Below are 15499 nucleotides of genomic sequence, written 5' to 3' on the forward strand. Positions count from 1 at the left end.
GAGTACGCTCCACACTCTCAGTCGGTCTGCGCCAGGTCACGCCATGGTCCTCGGTGCCAGCCGTCGACGTCGTAGTCGTCGAGGCAGTCCTGGACGAGTTGCTCATAGCCGGCCAGGCTGCCGCGGCCCCTTGCCCACTTCAGCGCGTCCAGCCGGACCTGCTCGCTGTTGCCGGAGTAGTGCCTTTCGTAGAGTTCGTGGCGTGCGCCGAACTCTGTCCCGATCGCGTCCCAGATCAGCTTGAACAGCTTGATCCGATCGAGCGCGCAGGAACTCGCACCGCGGTAGAACCGATCGATCAGCGGTCGCAGTTCGGGATTGGTCAGATCACGACTGCTCGAGGGCACCACCAGCGGCGCCCCGCCCAGCGTCGTCTCAAACAGTTCGTGCACCCGATTCCAGACCTGCGCGTTGTACATCCGCATGGCGGAGGCGTGTTCCAGACGGGGTATGACGGTTCCGCCGCTGCCCGGCTCTGGGTCGTAGGCCATCGCCGACGTGAGTGCCCACACCATGTTCCGCATGGTGATGATCTCACCGACCGCGGCCTGGACCCCACGGAATTCGTCGGTTCCGTTGGCTCTGGTGCCGAGGGAGAGCAGTCCGGCCATCAGTTCCAGCTTGACGCTCATGCGGATCGCGGACTGGAAGTTGTACAGATTCGGAAAACCCGACTTGGCATAGAAGCCAGTCGCTTTCGTGATGTCGCGGTAGACGAGCACGTCCTCCCAGGGGATCAATGCTTCGTTGAGCAGCAGCACGCTGTCGTTCTCGTCGAACCGACTTGTCAGCGGATAGTCGAACGGGCTACTCGCGCGCTGTGCGTAAGAAGTGCGGCAGATGAGCTTCAGCCCGGGATTGTCCATTCGCACGAAGAACACCAGCGCGAACGCCTCCGCCTTACCCGGCGCGAGATCCGCCGAGCCGACCGGGGCGACAAAGCTGGCATTGGTGATCGCGGACCCGGTCGCCAGCATCTTCGCCCCGCTGACCACCACACCGGCGTCGGTCTCGCGCACCGCGTGGACGAACACGTCCGCCATATCGTGGATCGCTCGCTTGCGATCGATCGGCGGGTTGATGATGACGTGGTTCAGATAGAGAGCCTTACTCGCGAACTCGCGATACCACGCCGTGGCATTACCGGCGAACGGGCCGTAGTAGTCGGCGTTGACGCCGAGGCCCGACATGAACGACGCCTTGTATTCCGGTGTGCGCCCGAGAAATCCGTAACTCATCCTGGCCCAGGTGGCGATTGCGTCCCGTGCGGCGACGAGATCCGCCGCCGACCGGCTCGGCTTGAAGAACTTGTGGGTACGAATACCCGACTCGTCCTCTCCGGTGAGCACGTCGGCGGTGTCTGTGGCGTGCATTGCGTCGTAGAGCCGGGCCACCGACAGGGCGGAATTGCAGAATGCGGGGTGCTCGGTCACGTCTTTCACCTGCTCGCCGTCGAGATACACCTGACGGCCGTCGCGCAGGCTGTCCAGATACTCCTCGCCGGTCATCAATGCCTCGCGCGCAACCGCCATTTCGGTGGTGCCAGTTGGTCGCCCGACCCGCTCGCTCATCGGAGGAGCCCCGGGTTGTCCAGCGGTGGGTCACCGAGTACGTGCACCCGGCGAAGATGTCTCCCCGCGTGGCTGGTGAAAGCGTTGCGCCCGTGCAGCAGGGTGTAGTTGTCCGCGATCACGAGGTCGCCGCTCTGCCAGGCGTGCGAATAGCGGTGTGCGCGGTCGTGCAGTGCCGCCCGCAGGCTTGAATGCACTTGTGCGAGAAGGTCATCCGGGAGCCCGGAGAACTCCAGGTCTGGGTGGTTGACGAAGTCGGTATCAGCCGCGTCGGTGGGCTCGTTGTACCTGATGACCGGGGTGTCGTGGTCAGGGTGGGCGGTCACGATGGGCGATACGGTGACGCTGTCGTAGTACTCCATCTTCCTGCGATAGGTGCCGGTCACCTTCGACCACAGCGCGACCGTTTCCGAATCAGCGTGCGCGAGCACCTCCGTGGTGTTGGAGAACATGGTTTCGCCACCATCGTGTCGGCCGGGAGCAGTGACGCAGTGGAACACCTGGAATTCCGGCACCTGCTCGCGATACATGCCGTCCCAGTGCAAGGGCACATAACTGTGATCGAAGATGTGGTCTTCCGGGTCGTCGTGTTCGACCAGCTCGAGCACCGTGCCGAATGGCCATTCGCTCACGGTGCCCCAGCGGGCACAGTATGTGGAAAGCTCGTCGGCATTGCCGAACGAGTCGAAACCGCGCAGCAGCACAAGATGATGCTTCCGGACAAGAGATCGCAGGGATTCCACCGAAATATCGCTTATCTGCTGGCCAGGTTCAGCGGGTTGAATCGCAACCCCGAATGGCTCGATTGCCGTTATCTCGTGCCGACTGATATCGATCGCATTCCGCTCGTCGATCATCGGGCTCTCCTCCCGTAATAAGTAATGGCTGGGCTTGCCGTTTTCGAATACGAGTTGTGCCCCAACCTTCTCGGCATCGGTTCGTTTCATCAAAACGAAACCGCGACGCCGCAATACGGCGACTGAATGCCACGGGGTGAGCCAATTGTCGGGGGTCTCGCCGAGTAGGATGCCGAGTTTGGTGGACCCGCAGGGTTGGGGATGGATCGACAATCGGACCGCCTCAGGAAAATGCCTACCGATCAACCGTCCCCACGCACGGCTGCGGGCAACCACGCCATAAGCGCGTTCCCGGCTTTCGCGTTGCAGGGCTGATCGGGTGCCCTGGTGGCCGGGCCCCATCCGGTCCTCGACGAGGAAACGCACAATGCCCAAATACATCGTGCGGGTGTCGGTATGCTGCTTGACCTCTTGGCGCAGGTCCGTCAGGGATTCACCGAACTCCTGGTCTAGCCGACGCCGCAGCATCTCCGGTGTCGAACCCGCCGCCGCGTCATCCAGGGTGAACAGACGTAACGTGGTCGGCGCGACCGTGGCCAGCAGTGTGGCCATCGCCGACTGATAGCTGTCGACGTCGCCATCGGGTACTCCGATGAGATCGCCGAAGACCCTGCCGTCGGCGCATATCGTGATACGAGCACCGGGCGGATACAGCTGGCCGATCCTGGCACAGATCTCATCCAGAAATTGCACCGCGATTTCCTCTGCCTTATCCGGCAGCGGGCCGAGTACCTTATTCAGATTCGGCGACTTCACCGGAAAGGCAGGCAACACGAATTCGACTGGAATTCCGTCCTCGATAAACCGGGACAGGCGTGCCAAGTGTGGGCCCATGCAATTCGGGCACGGTGCAGCGGGGCACTGTATGCCGCCTTTCGAACGGCGCCGATGGCTGAGGATAAGGGCAATAATTTGTTCAGCCTTGGACGTGTGCACATCCGGCGGGGAGCACGTGGTCATAACCGCCTCGAATCGGGGCACATAAATGGCAAGTAAATAGCCACTGGGTTTGTGTGCGAACGGCCAGCCGAACCGTCCGCATCCAACGCGCAGATAAGCAGGTGCGGACGGCTCGGAGTTCGGGACCTGCCTACGACCCAGAGGGTCCGTAGAGGGCAAAGGTGCCTTCGATAGTGGCTTTGCTCTCACCGGGGCAGGGGTGGCCAGAGTCGGTCACTTTGTCCTTGACTTCGGCGGAGTGGTCTTTGAAATGCCCCGAGACGATGGAGAACGGAAAGTCGCCAGGTCCTGAGCCCTTGGACTTGGACTCGCTGATCTCACCTATGGTCACATCGCTCGTAGTGTTGTCCGACCAGGTGATGGTTCCCTTGCCGACATGGGCGGTGGTCTTCCCGGTACACGACGCTTTCTCGGTTCCAGACTCCGTCACACTCTTCAGCGTCGGGGACCCTTCGTCGACCGCTGTTCCTTTACAGTCGGTGAATTTGATATCTGCCTTCCAATTCACGGTGTCCGGCGAATCAGCGATTCCGGGTTCGGGCCAGGTGACCTCCCCTGTCTCCTTGCACGTCATGACTGGTGTTTTGGCGCTGATGTCGGAAGGCAGTGCAGCGCCCTGCGCGAAGGGGGGAGCCGCGAGGGCTACGCCCGCAAGGGCAACGACGCCAAACATTCGGTCGCGGGTAAACATGTCGGACCTCTCTCGGTTCGTTAACCAGTTGTGCAGCAGATTTGGGAAGCGCGGATTGATCATTGGCGTACGGGATCCTTCCATGCGGAAGGTCTTGCCGGTTCGCAGTCGCGGTGCTACTTCTCCGCGTGTCACGTCGATGTTGGGCCCTTCGTTGTCGTGGTGGGTCGGACTTGCCGACGCCAGGACTGAGTGGTCGTCCTGGTGGGCATCGGCGGTGACGGCTTCCAGTTATTCGTCGCAGGCGACGTGTTGGATGCCAAGCGGTTTGTGGTGTGTTGGTGGCTTCGGCTGAGTGCCGGCAACCTGTGCTGCCTGCCTATATCTGACCCACTCGTAATTAACAAGCACGCGTGCTTGCTTTTTTCTGACCGGGATGTGATGCTGGTCCTCGGAACGCGGACTTCACGGGTGCGGCACGCGGCTGTGCCATGACGGTTCGCCGTTACAGGAGGCATTCCCGCTGATGAGTGTGCTGGCCGCCAACCCGGACGTGCTCCGGATCGGCAACTGTTCCGGTTTCTACGGTGATCGACTGAGCGCCATGCGCGAGATGCTCGAGGGCGGGCAGCTCGACGTGCTCACCGGTGACTATCTCGCCGAGCTCACCATGCTGATCCTCGGCCGCGACCGGATGAAGGATCCGAGTCTCGGCTACGCCAAGACCTTCGTGCGGCAGATCGAGGACTGCCTCGGGCTGGCGCTGGAACGCAACGTGCAGATCGTCACGAACGCGGGCGGCCTCAATCCCGCCGGGTTGGCCGAACGCCTGCGCAAGGTGGCCGCCGATCTCGGCCTCGACGCGAAGATCGCGCACGTCGAAGGCGACGACTTGGTCGGGCGCGCAGGCGAACTCGGCCTCGGCGCACCGCTCACCGCGAACGCCTACCTCGGCGCCTGGGGCATCGTCGAATGCTTGAACGCGGGTGCGGACATTGTGGTCACCGGCCGGGTCACCGACGCGTCGGTGGTCGTCGGCCCGGCGGCGGCCCACTTCGGTTGGGGCCGAACCGATTACGACGAGCTAGCGGGCGCGGTCGTGGCGGGGCACGTCATCGAATGCAGCACCCAGGCCACCGGCGGCAACTATGCGTTCTTCACCGAGCTGGCCGACCTCGGCAGGCCCGGCTTCCCGATCGCCGAAATCCGCAGGGACGGCAGCAGTGTCATCACCAAGCACGCGGGCACCGGCGGCGCGGTCACGGTGGACACCATCGAAGCGCAGCTCATGTACGAGATCCAGGGCACGCGCTACGCCGGACCCGATGTGACCTCGCGGCTCGACTCCATCGCGCTCAGCGCCGACGGTCCCGATCGGGTGCTGATCAACGGTGTCGTCGGCGAGGCGCCGCCCGCGCAGCTGAAGGTGTCGCTGAACACGCTCGGCGGCTTCCGCAACGAGATGGAGTTCATCCTCACCGGCCTCGATATCGAGGCGAAAGCCGCACTGGCGCAACGGCAGTTGGCGTCGTGGCTGTCGGTGAAACCGGCCGAGCTGGACTGGACGCTCGCGCGGCTGGACCGGCCGGACGCCGACACCGAGGAGCAGGCCAGCGCGCTGCTGCGCTGCGTGGTGCGCGACCCGGACCCGAACAAGGTCGGCCGCGCGTTCTCCAGCGTGGCCGTCGAACTGGCGCTGGCCAGCTACCCGGGTTGCAGCTTTACGACGATGCCCGGCAACGGTTCGCCCTACGGCGTGTATTCGCCGGGGTTCGTCGACGCCACCGAGGTGCCGCACGTCGCGGTGCTGCCGGACGGTTCCCGCGTCGATATCGCGCCGGCCGCGGACACGCTGGCGCTGGCCGAGGTCGCCGAACCCGAGTTGCCGGAACCGTTGTCCGCCAGTGAAACCCGTCGTGTCCCGCTGGGCGCCATTGCCTTGGCCCGCAGCGGTGACAAGGGCGGCAACGCCAATATCGGCGTGTGGGTGCGGACGGACGAGCAATGGCGTTGGCTTGCCCACACACTCACCGTCGAGCGAGTCAAAGAGCTACTGCCCGAGACCGCTTCGCTCACGGTCACCAGGCACGTGCTGCCCAACCTGCGGGCGGTGAACTTCATCATCGAAGGCCTACTCGGTCAGGGCGTCGCCTATCAGGCTCGCTTCGATCCCCAGGCCAAGGGACTCGGCGAATGGCTGCGGTCCCGTCATCTCGACATTCCATTGGAGCTGTTATGAGTGTGAGTCCCTGGAATTCGCCTGAGCGGCGCGAATTGCGCGCGACCGTACGTGGTTTCGCGGAACGCGAAGTTCTGCCCTATATGGACGAGTGGGAGCGTGACGGCGAGATCCCGCGCGAGCTACACAAGAAGGCCGGTGCGCTCGGCCTGCTCGGCATCCAATTCCCCGAAGCGGTAGGCGGTTCCGGCGGCGACGGCATCGACGCGATGATCGTCTGCGAGGAACTGCATCAGGCCGGCGCTTCCGGCGGACTGTTCGCGTCGCTGTTCACCTGTGGCATCGCGGTGCCGCACATGATCGCCTCCGGCGACGCCGAGCAGATCGAGCGTTGGGTGCGACCGACTTTGGCCGGCGAGAAGATCGGCTCGCTCGCCATCACCGAACCCGGCGGCGGCTCCGACGTCGGCCATCTCACCACCACCGCCCGCCGCGACGGCGACCACTACATCGTCAACGGCGCCAAGACCTTCATCACCTCGGCTTGCCGCGCCGACTACGTGGTCACCGCGGTGCGCACGGGCGGCCCTGGCTCCGGCGGGATTTCACTGCTCGTGGTGGAGAAGGGCACGCCCGGCTTCACGGTCAGCCGCAAGCTGGACAAGATGGGCTGGCGTGCCTCCGATACCGCCGAACTGTCCTACGTGGATGTGCGGGTGCCCGCGGCCAACCTGGTCGGCCCGGAGCACTCCGGCTTCTTCCAGATCGCGGGCGCGTTCGTCAGCGAGCGCGTCGGCCTTGCGGTGCAGGCGTATTCGAGCGCGCAACGCTGCCTCGACCTCACCCTGGACTGGGTGCGCGGCCGGGAAACCTTCGGCCGCCCGCTGATCAGCAGGCAGGCCGTGCAGAACACGGTCACCGAGATGGCCCGGCGCATCGACGTCGCCCGCGTCTACACCCGGGATGTGGCCCAGCGCAGCGCGAACGGCGAGACCGACCTGATCGCCGAGGTGTGCTTCGCCAAGAACACTGCCGTCGAAGCCGGCGAATGGGTGGCCAACCAGGCCGTCCAACTGTTCGGCGGCCTCGGCTACATGCGCGAATCCGAGATCGAACGCCAGTATCGCGACATGCGCATCCTCGGCATCGGCGGTGGCACCACCGAAATCCTCACCGCTCTCGCCGCGAAACGATTGGGGTACCAGTCTTGACGACACTACGCAGCACCCTGGACACCGCCTCGCCGGAGTACGCCGCGGCGGCGGAAGCCATGACGGCCAAGCTGACCGAGGTCGAGGGCGAGTTCGCCAAGGCGATCGATGGTGGCGGGCCGGATAAGCTGGCCCGCCATCGCAAGCGCGGCAAGATGACGGCGCGGGAGCGGGTCGAGTTGCTCATCGATGAGGACTCGCCGTTCCTGGAGCTGTGCCCGCTGGCGGGCTGGGGCAGCGAATTCCACGTCGGCGCAAGCACTATCGCGGGCATCGGCGTCGTCGAGGGCGTCGAATGCATGATCGTCGCGCCGGATCCGACCGTGCGCGGCGGCACCTCGAACCCGTGGACGCTGCGAAAGACGCTGCGCATCAACGATATTGTCCGGGAGAACCGGCTGCCGGTGATCTCGCTGGTCGAGTCCGGTGGCGCGGATCTGCCGACGCAGAAGGAAGTCTTCGTCCCCGGCGGCCGGATGTTCCGCGACCTCACCCAGGCCTCGGCCGCGGGCATCCCGACCATCGCGCTCGTCTTCGGCAACTCGACCGCGGGCGGCGCCTACATCCCGGGCATGTCCGACCACGTGGTGATGATCAAGGAACGCTCCAAGGTGTTCCTCGGCGGGCCGCCGCTGGTCAAGATGGCCACCGGCGAGGAGTCCGACGACGAATCGCTCGGCGGCGCCGACATGCACGCCCGCGTCTCCGGCCTGGCCGACTACTACGCGCTCGACGAGCAGGACGCGATCCGCATCGGCCGTTCCATCGTCCGGCGGCTCAACTGGCGCAAGCAGGGCCCCGCCCCGCGCGCCGAGGTGATCGAGCCGCTCTACGACCCCGAGGACCTGCTCGGCATCGTCCCCAACGACCTGAAGATCCCGTTCGATCCGCGCGAGGTGATCGCGCGCATCGTCGACGGCTCCGACTTCGACGAGTTCAAGCCGCTCTACGGCGGCAGCCTGGTCACCGGATGGGCTGAGCTGCACGGGTATCCGATCGGCATCCTGGCCAACGCGCGCGGCGTGCTGTTCTCCGAGGAATCGCAGAAGGCCACCCAGTTCATCCAGCTGGCCAACAAGACCAACACGCCATTGCTGTTCCTGCACAACACCACCGGCTACATGGTCGGCAAGGAGTACGAGCAGCGCGGCATCATCAAGCACGGCGCGATGATGATCAACGCGGTGTCGAATTCGAAGGTGCCGCACATCTCGGTACTGATGGGCGCCTCGTATGGCGCCGGGCATTACGGCATGTGTGGCCGCGCCTTCGACCCGCGTTTCGTCTACGCCTGGCCCAGTGCGAAATCCGCCGTCATGGGCGGCGCGCAGCTGGCGGGTGTCATCTCGATCGTCGGTCGCGCGGCGGCCGAGGCCAAGGGCATGCCGTTCAACGAGGAGGCCGACGCCGGGATGCGCGCCATGATCGAGGCGCAGATCGAGGCCGAGTCGCTGGCCATGTTCATGTCCGGGCGCCTGTTCGACGACGGCGTCATCGATCCGCGCGATACCCGCACCGTATTGGGAATGTCCTTGTCGGCCATTCACAATGCCCCGATCAAGGGCGCCGATGGCTTCGGCGTCTTCCGAATGTGAGGCGAGTCATGACAGCATCGCGAAGCGATTCGGTGCGGGGTGGTGGCCGGGTGTCGGGAGGGCCGATCACCAATATTCTAGTTGCCAATCGCGGTGAGATCGCTCGTCGCGTCTTCGCCACCTGCCGTCGGATGGGTATCGGCACTGTCGCGGTCTACTCCGACGCCGATGCCGCCGCCCCGCACGTCGCGGAAGCCGATGCGGCCGTGCTGCTTCCTGGCAACACACCCGCAGAGACCTACTTGCGCGGCGAACTGATCATCGAGGCCGCGCTGGCCGCCGGCGCGGACGCCATCCACCCCGGCTACGGATTCCTTTCCGAGAACGCCGATTTCGCCAAGGCGGTGCTCGCCGCCGGGCTGGTCTGGATCGGCCCGCCGGTCGAGGCCATCGAGCAGATGGGCTCGAAGGTCGCCTCGAAGAAGATGATGGACGCCGCCGGTGTCCCGGTCCTCGCCGAGCTGGATCCGGCCGAGGTCACCGAGGCGCACCTGCCGGTGCTGATCAAAGCGTCCGCCGGTGGCGGCGGCCGCGGCATGCGCGTGGTGCGCGCCCTCGCCGAGCTCGAACCGCAGATCGAGGCGGCACGCCGCGAGGCCGAATCCGCGTTCGGTGATCCGACGGTGTTCTGCGAGCGGTACCTGGAGACCGGCAGGCACATCGAAGTGCAGGTCATGGCCGATACGCACGGCACCATCTGGGCCGTCGGCGAGCGCGAGTGCTCCATCCAGCGCAGGCACCAGAAGGTCATCGAGGAGGCGCCGTCACCGCTCGTCGAACGCACCGACGGGATGCGCGAGCGGCTCTTCGAGGCGGCCAGGCTCGCCTCGGGTGCGATCGGCTACACCGGTGCGGGCACGGTGGAGTTCCTCGCCGACGAGCGCGGCGATTTCTTCTTCCTGGAGATGAACACCCGCCTCCAGGTGGAACATCCGGTCACCGAATGCACCACCGGCCTGGATCTGGTTCGCCTGCAACTCGAGGTGGCCACGGGCGCCGCGCTGCCCGCCGAACTTCCGGCGCTGCACGGACATTCGATCGAGGTCCGGCTCTACGCCGAAGACCCCGCGCACGACTGGCAGCCGCAGAGCGGCACCGTCCACCGCATCGACATCCCCTCGGTGGTCACGGAATTCGATCTACTCGACCGGCCCGGCGTGCGGCTGGATACCGGCGTGGTGGACGGCTCGATCGTCGGCGTGCACTACGACCCGATGCTGGCCAAGGTCATCTCCTACGCCGAAACCCGCGACGAGGCAGCACGATTGCTAGCCAACGCGCTGCACCGGGCCAAGATTCACGGCCTGGTGACCAACCGCGACCTGCTCGTCCGGGTGCTACGGCACCCGGCGTTCTTAGCGGGTGACACCGACACCGCGTTCTTCACCACCCACGGATTGGACACGCTGGCAGCGCCTTTGGTGTCCGAATCGGACGAGGCGCTGTCCATCGTGGCCGCCGCACTGGCCGACGCGGCCGCCAATCGCGGCGCCGCCCGGGTCGCCGGTGGGCTGCCCAGCGGCTGGCGAAACCTGCCGTCCCAGTCGACGCACAAGCTGTTCGAGAGCCGCACCAGCGGGACACACGACGTCGGCTACCGCTACACCCGCGGTGTCGTCTCGGTGGACGGCCACGACGGACTCGAACTCGTCGAAGCGACGCCGGATCGCGTCGTCCTCGCCGTTCCCAGCGAAAGAGGCGCGGTACGCAGGCATTTCGCCGTCGCCCGCTACGCCGACCTGGTGTGCGTCGACTCGCCGCTCGGACCGGTCAGCGTGCGCAAACTGCCGCGCTTCACCGATCCCGCCGATCAGGTCGCCACCGGCTCGCTGCTCGCGCCCATGCCGGGCAGTGTGATCCGGCTCGGCGCCGAGGTCGGCAGCCACGTCGAACAGGGCCAACCCATTCTGTGGTTGGAGGCGATGAAGATGGAGCACACCATCGCCGCGCCCGCCGCCGGTGTGCTCAGCGCCGTCAATGTCACCGTCGGCCAGCAGGTCGAAGTCGGTACCGTCCTCGCCGTCGTCGATCCTGCCGAAGGCATCGAAACCCAGGAGAGTAAATGAGTTTTATCGAAACCGAAGAGCAGACCGCGCTACGGTCCGCGGTCGCCGCGCTGGCCGCGAAGTACAACTACCGCGACTACGTGCTGCCGAAGGCGCGCGCCAACGAGCCCCTCACCGAATTGTGGGACGAGGCAGGCAAACTGGGCTTCCTCGGGGTGAACCTGCCCGAGGAGTACGGCGGCGGCGGGGCAGGCCTGTACGAGCTGGCGCTGGTGATGGAGGAACTCTCCGCCCAGGGCGCGGGCCTGCTGCTCATGGTCGTTTCCCCGGCCATCTGCGGCACCATCATCACCAAGTACGGCACCGACGAGCAGAAGCAGCAGTGGCTGCCCAAGCTCGGTGACGGCTCGGCCAAGATGGTCTTCGGCATCACCGAGCCGGACGCGGGCTCCAACTCGCACCAGATCACCACCACCGCGCGCCGCGACGGCGACGACTGGATCCTCAACGGCCGCAAGATCTTCATCTCCGGCGTGGACCAGGCCGAGGCCGTGCTCATCGTGTCGCGCACCGAGGACCACAAGACCGGCAAGCTCAAGCCCGCCTTGTTCATCGTGCCGACCGACGCCGAGGGCTTCCACAAGACGCCCCAGGAAATGGACATCATCGAGCCGGACCACCAGTTCACGCTGTTCCTCGACGACGTACGCCTGCCCGCGAACGCGCTGGTCGGCAAGGAGGACGCCGCGCTGATGCAGCTGTTCGCCGGCCTTAACCCGGAACGCGTCATGGGCGCCGCGATGGCCATCGGCCTCGGCCGCTACGCCATCGACCGCGCCGTGGACTACGCCAAGGAACGCACCGTCTGGAAGACGCCGATCGGTGCGCACCAAGGCATTTCGCATCCGCTGGCCCAGGTGAAGATCGAACTGGAGCTGGCCAAGCTGATGATGCGCAAGGCCGCGACGCTCTATGACAACGGCGATGAGATGGGTGCCGCCGAGGCCGCCAACATGGCGAAATACGCTGCGGCGGAGGCGAGTATCAAGGCGCTCGACCAGGCCATCCAGACCCACGGTGGCGCGGGCCTCACCAAGGAATACGGGCTCGCCGCCATGCTGGCCGCCGCACGCATCGGCCGCATCGCGCCGGTGAGCCGTGAAATGGTGCTCAACTTCGTCGCCCAGTACTCGCTGGGCCTGCCCAAGTCCTACTGAGAGGCCTTCGATGACCGAAACCGTGCCGGGCCCGTTCGTCCGCTACGAGGTCGCGGACGGTTTCGCGACGCTCACGCTCGACTCACCGCACAACCGGAACGCGTTGTCGGCCAAGCTCGTTGCCGAACTCCTCCAGGGACTCGACGACGCGGCCGCCGACGACGCGGTGCGGGGGATCGTGCTCGCGCACACCGGCAACACCTTCTGCGCGGGCGCCGACCTCACCGAGGCGAGCAACGCCGATCCAGCGGTCGCCGCCGACGACCGCACCCGCACCATGATCGGCATACTGCGCCGCCTGCTCGCCACCCCGAAGCCGGTGATCGCGCAGATCGACGGCAACGTGCGCGCGGGCGGCATGGGCATCGTCGCGGCCTGCGACCTCGCGGTCGCGGGCCCGACGAGCAGTTTCGCCCTTACCGAGGTGCGAATCGGGTTGGCCCCGTTCATGATTTCGCTCACCCTGCTGCCGCGCCTCACCTCGCGCGCGGCCGGCCGGTACTTCATGACCGGCGAGAGGTTCGATGCCCACACCGCCGAGCGGATCGGGCTGATCAGCACCAGCGCCGCCGACCCGGCGGCCGAGGTGGCCCGGCTGCGCGCCGAGCTGCGCAAAGGCGCCCCGCAGGGGCTGGCCGAGAGCAAGCGACTGGTCAACGCGGCCATGCTCGCCGAGTTCGACGCCTCGGCCGAAGCGCTCGCCGAGCGGTCGGCGAGCTTCTTCGGCACCGCCGAGGTGCACGAGGGCATGGCGGCCTTCCTGCAGCGTCGCGCGCCGAGCTGGGCAGAATAAACCCATGGCCACACCCCACGAACCCAAGCAGGACCGCAGCCGAGCCACCCGGCAGCGCCTGCTGGAGGCGACCATCGACTGCCTGGCCGAAACCGGCTGGGCGGCAGCGACGGTCGCGGTCGTCGCCGAACGGGCCGGGGTGTCCAGGGGCGCGGCGCAGCATCACTTCCCGACCAGGGAAGAGCTGATCACCGCGGCGCTCGAGTATATGTTCGACAGCCGGACCCAGCAGTCCAAGGACGAGGCGATCGCGGTCGCCACCTTGGCCGACGGGCTCGGCCGCACCGAGGCCGTGGTGGCGGGCCTGGTGGAGTCCTACACCAGCCCGCTGTTCAAGGCGGCGCTGCAGGTGTGGACGCACGCCGCCGCGGATCCGGCGCTGCGGGAACGAATTGTCCCGCTGGAGGCCAAGTTCGGCCGGATCTCGCACCGGCGCGCGGTGGAGGCGCTCGGCGTCGACGACGCCGACCCGGTCACCCACCACCTCGTGCAGGCCACCCTCGACATGGCGCGCGGTCTCGGACTGGCCGACGTGCTCACCGACGACTCGGCCCGCCGCAAGCAGATCGTCCAGCAGTGGGCGGCCACCCTGCATGCGGCGCTGAACGCGCCACGCTGAGTGGCTTCCGGCGCGCTGTCCCTCGGTCCCCGGTTCGCGCAGCAGCGCGGATCGGCGCGCAACAGTCCGTATGTGCCTTAGGGTCTGCCGTATGGACCATGCGGAGTACGGCGGGCTCGAGCAAACCCTCGGCCAGCCGATTGCCGGAAGCGCGCCCGCCGAATGGGGTTTCCAGAACCGCACCGATCTGCTCACGCTCGCCGACGGCGACCGGATGGTGCTGCAGCGCTACCGCAATCCCGACGACGCCGAGCGCCGCCTGCGGATCATGCACACCCTGCTGGAACCGGCCGCCAAACGCGGCATCGCCATTCCGCGCATCCGCCGCTTCGACCTCGACGCTGACCCGGCCTGGATCGTCTTCGACGCGCTGCCCGGCGTCCCGATCCCGGCCAGCGCCGAAATCGGCTTCGCCAGCCCGCGATTCCCGACCATCGCCCGCGAAATGGGCACCCTGCTCGCCGCTTTCCGCCGCCTGCCCACCGCGGGGCTGCAACTCGACGACCTTTGGGCCAGCCCTAACCGCCTGGTCGAGAGCGCGACCGCCTGGGCCGGTCAGCTCGACCTCGCCGCCGCGCAACGCGCGACCCTGGACCGCACCCTGAAATCCCTGCCCACCCTCTTCGCCGACCGTCCGACGGTCCTCGCGCACGGCGATTTCGCACCGGTCAACATCCTCACCGACGGCGAAACCATCACCGGCCTGCTCGATTTCGAGTCCGTTCGCCTCGCCGATCCGCTCTTCGACCCCGCCTGGTGGGCCTGGTCGGTCAGCTTCGCCGATCCCGATACCCCTGCTTGGCCGGACTTCCTTGCGGGCGCGGGCTTCGACCCGAGCGACCCCGACCTGGCGCAGCGCATCGAAGCCTTGCAGATCGTCCGCATGCTCGAACTGCTCGCCGAAAAACCCGATCTCAGTTCGGTCGTCCGTGGTGCCGTGCACGAGCGCCTGCTGACCACGCTCGGTTGAGAACCCGATCTAACTGGTCTTTTGCAGTGATGTCACACTCGCTGCGGCTATGTCGTCCTCTCTGTGAACGCGGAACAACGCACTGACACATCAGAGGAGCAGGGACCATGACGACGACCAAGAAGATCGCAGTGGCCGGAGCGACCGGACGGCTCGGCAAGCACGTGGTGGATGTGCTGACTGAACAGGGCCACGAGGTGGTGGCGTTCTCCAGGAAGAACGGCGTGGACATCGAGACCGGCGCGGGCTTGGTCGAGGCCCTCGATGGCGTGCAGGTCGTCATCGACGCCTCCAGCACCCCGTCCGCCGACAAGGACATTGCGACCGAATTCTTCACCGCCGCCGCCCGCAACCTGCACGAGGCAGGACTGAAGGCCGGCGTCGAACGCCTGGTCGTCGTCTCCATCATCGGCATCGACAACACCACTGCAGGCTACAACGCCGCCAAACTGGCACACGAGCAGCGGGTTCTCGAAGGTCCGCTGCCGGTGCAGATCCTGCGCGCCGCCCAGTTCCACGAACTGGTCGAGGTAATGACTCAGTGGGGCACCCAGGGCGACGTCGCCTACGTCGCCAAGATGCGCACCCAGTTGGTCGCCGCCCGTACGGTCGCCGAGGCCCTCGTCGACCTGGCCGTCAACCCGGCCCTGGAATCCGCTGCCGCCCCCTTCCCGGAAATCGCGGGTCCCCAACCGGAAACGATGGCGGGCGCCGCGGCCCTCTTCACCGCGCGCGTCGGCGGCCCGAGCCAAATCGTCGAATCCAGCGATCCCGACAACACCGATCGTGAAGCCTTCGAGGACGGCACCCTCCTCCCCGGGCCGCACGCCACCCTCGCCGGTCCCACCTACGCCGAGTGGCTCGAAGCCACCTACCCCGCCGCGAACTAG

Annotated in this window: 12 protein-coding genes; 9 read left to right on the plus strand and 3 right to left on the minus strand. The window is 66.3% G+C overall.

Going from position 1 to position 15499, the window contains the following annotated elements; all coding sequences use genetic code 11:
* Positions 1 to 17: 17 nt before the first annotated feature.
* The 3 genes from ABZ942_RS22700 to ABZ942_RS22710 all read right to left on the minus strand — a co-directional run bounded on the left by ABZ942_RS22700 (position 18) and on the right by ABZ942_RS22710 (position 4142).
* Positions 18 to 1571, minus strand: coding sequence for a 4-hydroxyphenylacetate 3-hydroxylase family protein (locus ABZ942_RS22700; protein ID WP_357385025.1), 1554 nt, complete (start codon positions 1569 to 1571; stop codon positions 18 to 20).
* Positions 1568 to 3364, minus strand: a complete 1797-nt coding sequence (locus ABZ942_RS22705) for an L-tyrosine/L-tryptophan isonitrile synthase family protein (RefSeq protein WP_357385027.1) — start codon at positions 3362 to 3364, stop codon at positions 1568 to 1570. The genes ABZ942_RS22700 and ABZ942_RS22705 overlap by 4 nt, the downstream gene beginning before the upstream one ends.
* Before the next feature lie 154 nt (positions 3365 to 3518).
* The gene (locus ABZ942_RS22710; protein WP_357385029.1) at positions 3519 to 4142 is read right to left on the minus strand and encodes a hypothetical protein; all 624 of its coding nucleotides are present in this window, start codon (positions 4140 to 4142) and stop codon (positions 3519 to 3521) included.
* A 403-nt stretch (positions 4143 to 4545) separates the two neighbouring features.
* Here ABZ942_RS22710 and ABZ942_RS22715 point away from each other — a divergent pair, with 403 nt between their 5' ends.
* The 9 genes from ABZ942_RS22715 (at position 4546) to ABZ942_RS22755 (ending at position 15499) form a co-directional block, all read left to right on the plus strand.
* Positions 4546 to 6258, plus strand: a complete 1713-nt coding sequence (locus tag ABZ942_RS22715; RefSeq protein ID WP_357385031.1) for an acyclic terpene utilization AtuA family protein — start codon at positions 4546 to 4548, stop codon at positions 6256 to 6258.
* Positions 6259 to 6260: 2 nt separating this feature from the next.
* The gene (locus ABZ942_RS22720; protein ID WP_357385861.1) at positions 6261 to 7409 is read left to right on the plus strand and encodes an acyl-CoA dehydrogenase family protein; all 1149 of its coding nucleotides are present in this window, start codon (positions 6261 to 6263) and stop codon (positions 7407 to 7409) included.
* On the plus strand, positions 7406 to 9004 hold the full coding sequence (locus ABZ942_RS22725; RefSeq protein ID WP_357385033.1) for a carboxyl transferase domain-containing protein: 1599 nt from the start codon (positions 7406 to 7408) through the stop codon (positions 9002 to 9004). The genes ABZ942_RS22720 and ABZ942_RS22725 overlap by 4 nt, the downstream gene beginning before the upstream one ends.
* Before the next feature lie 8 nt (positions 9005 to 9012).
* Complete coding sequence (locus ABZ942_RS22730; RefSeq protein ID WP_357385035.1) at positions 9013 to 11070, plus strand: biotin carboxylase N-terminal domain-containing protein; 2058 nt, start codon at positions 9013 to 9015, stop codon at positions 11068 to 11070.
* Complete coding sequence (locus ABZ942_RS22735; RefSeq protein WP_357385037.1) at positions 11067 to 12227, plus strand: acyl-CoA dehydrogenase family protein; 1161 nt, start codon at positions 11067 to 11069, stop codon at positions 12225 to 12227. Before ABZ942_RS22730 ends, ABZ942_RS22735 begins: the two co-directional genes overlap by 4 nt.
* A gap of 10 nt (positions 12228 to 12237) precedes the next feature.
* Positions 12238 to 13020, plus strand: coding sequence for an enoyl-CoA hydratase family protein (locus ABZ942_RS22740; RefSeq protein WP_357385039.1), 783 nt, complete (start codon positions 12238 to 12240; stop codon positions 13018 to 13020).
* Between the two features lie 4 nt (positions 13021 to 13024).
* Positions 13025 to 13639, plus strand: coding sequence for a TetR/AcrR family transcriptional regulator (locus ABZ942_RS22745; protein WP_357385041.1), 615 nt, complete (start codon positions 13025 to 13027; stop codon positions 13637 to 13639).
* Positions 13640 to 13730: 91 nt separating this feature from the next.
* Positions 13731 to 14609 carry an aminoglycoside phosphotransferase family protein gene (locus ABZ942_RS22750; RefSeq protein WP_357385043.1) on the plus strand — a complete coding sequence of 293 codons (879 nt, stop codon included), beginning with the start codon at positions 13731 to 13733 and terminating at the stop codon, positions 14607 to 14609.
* Between the two features lie 107 nt (positions 14610 to 14716).
* Positions 14717 to 15499: an NAD(P)H-binding protein gene (locus tag ABZ942_RS22755; protein WP_357385045.1), complete on the plus strand. Its 783-nt coding sequence runs from the start codon at positions 14717 to 14719 to the stop codon at positions 15497 to 15499.

It is taken from the genome of Nocardia sp. NPDC046473, from assembly GCF_040645995.1.
Taxonomy (GTDB): domain Bacteria; phylum Actinomycetota; class Actinomycetes; order Mycobacteriales; family Mycobacteriaceae; genus Nocardia.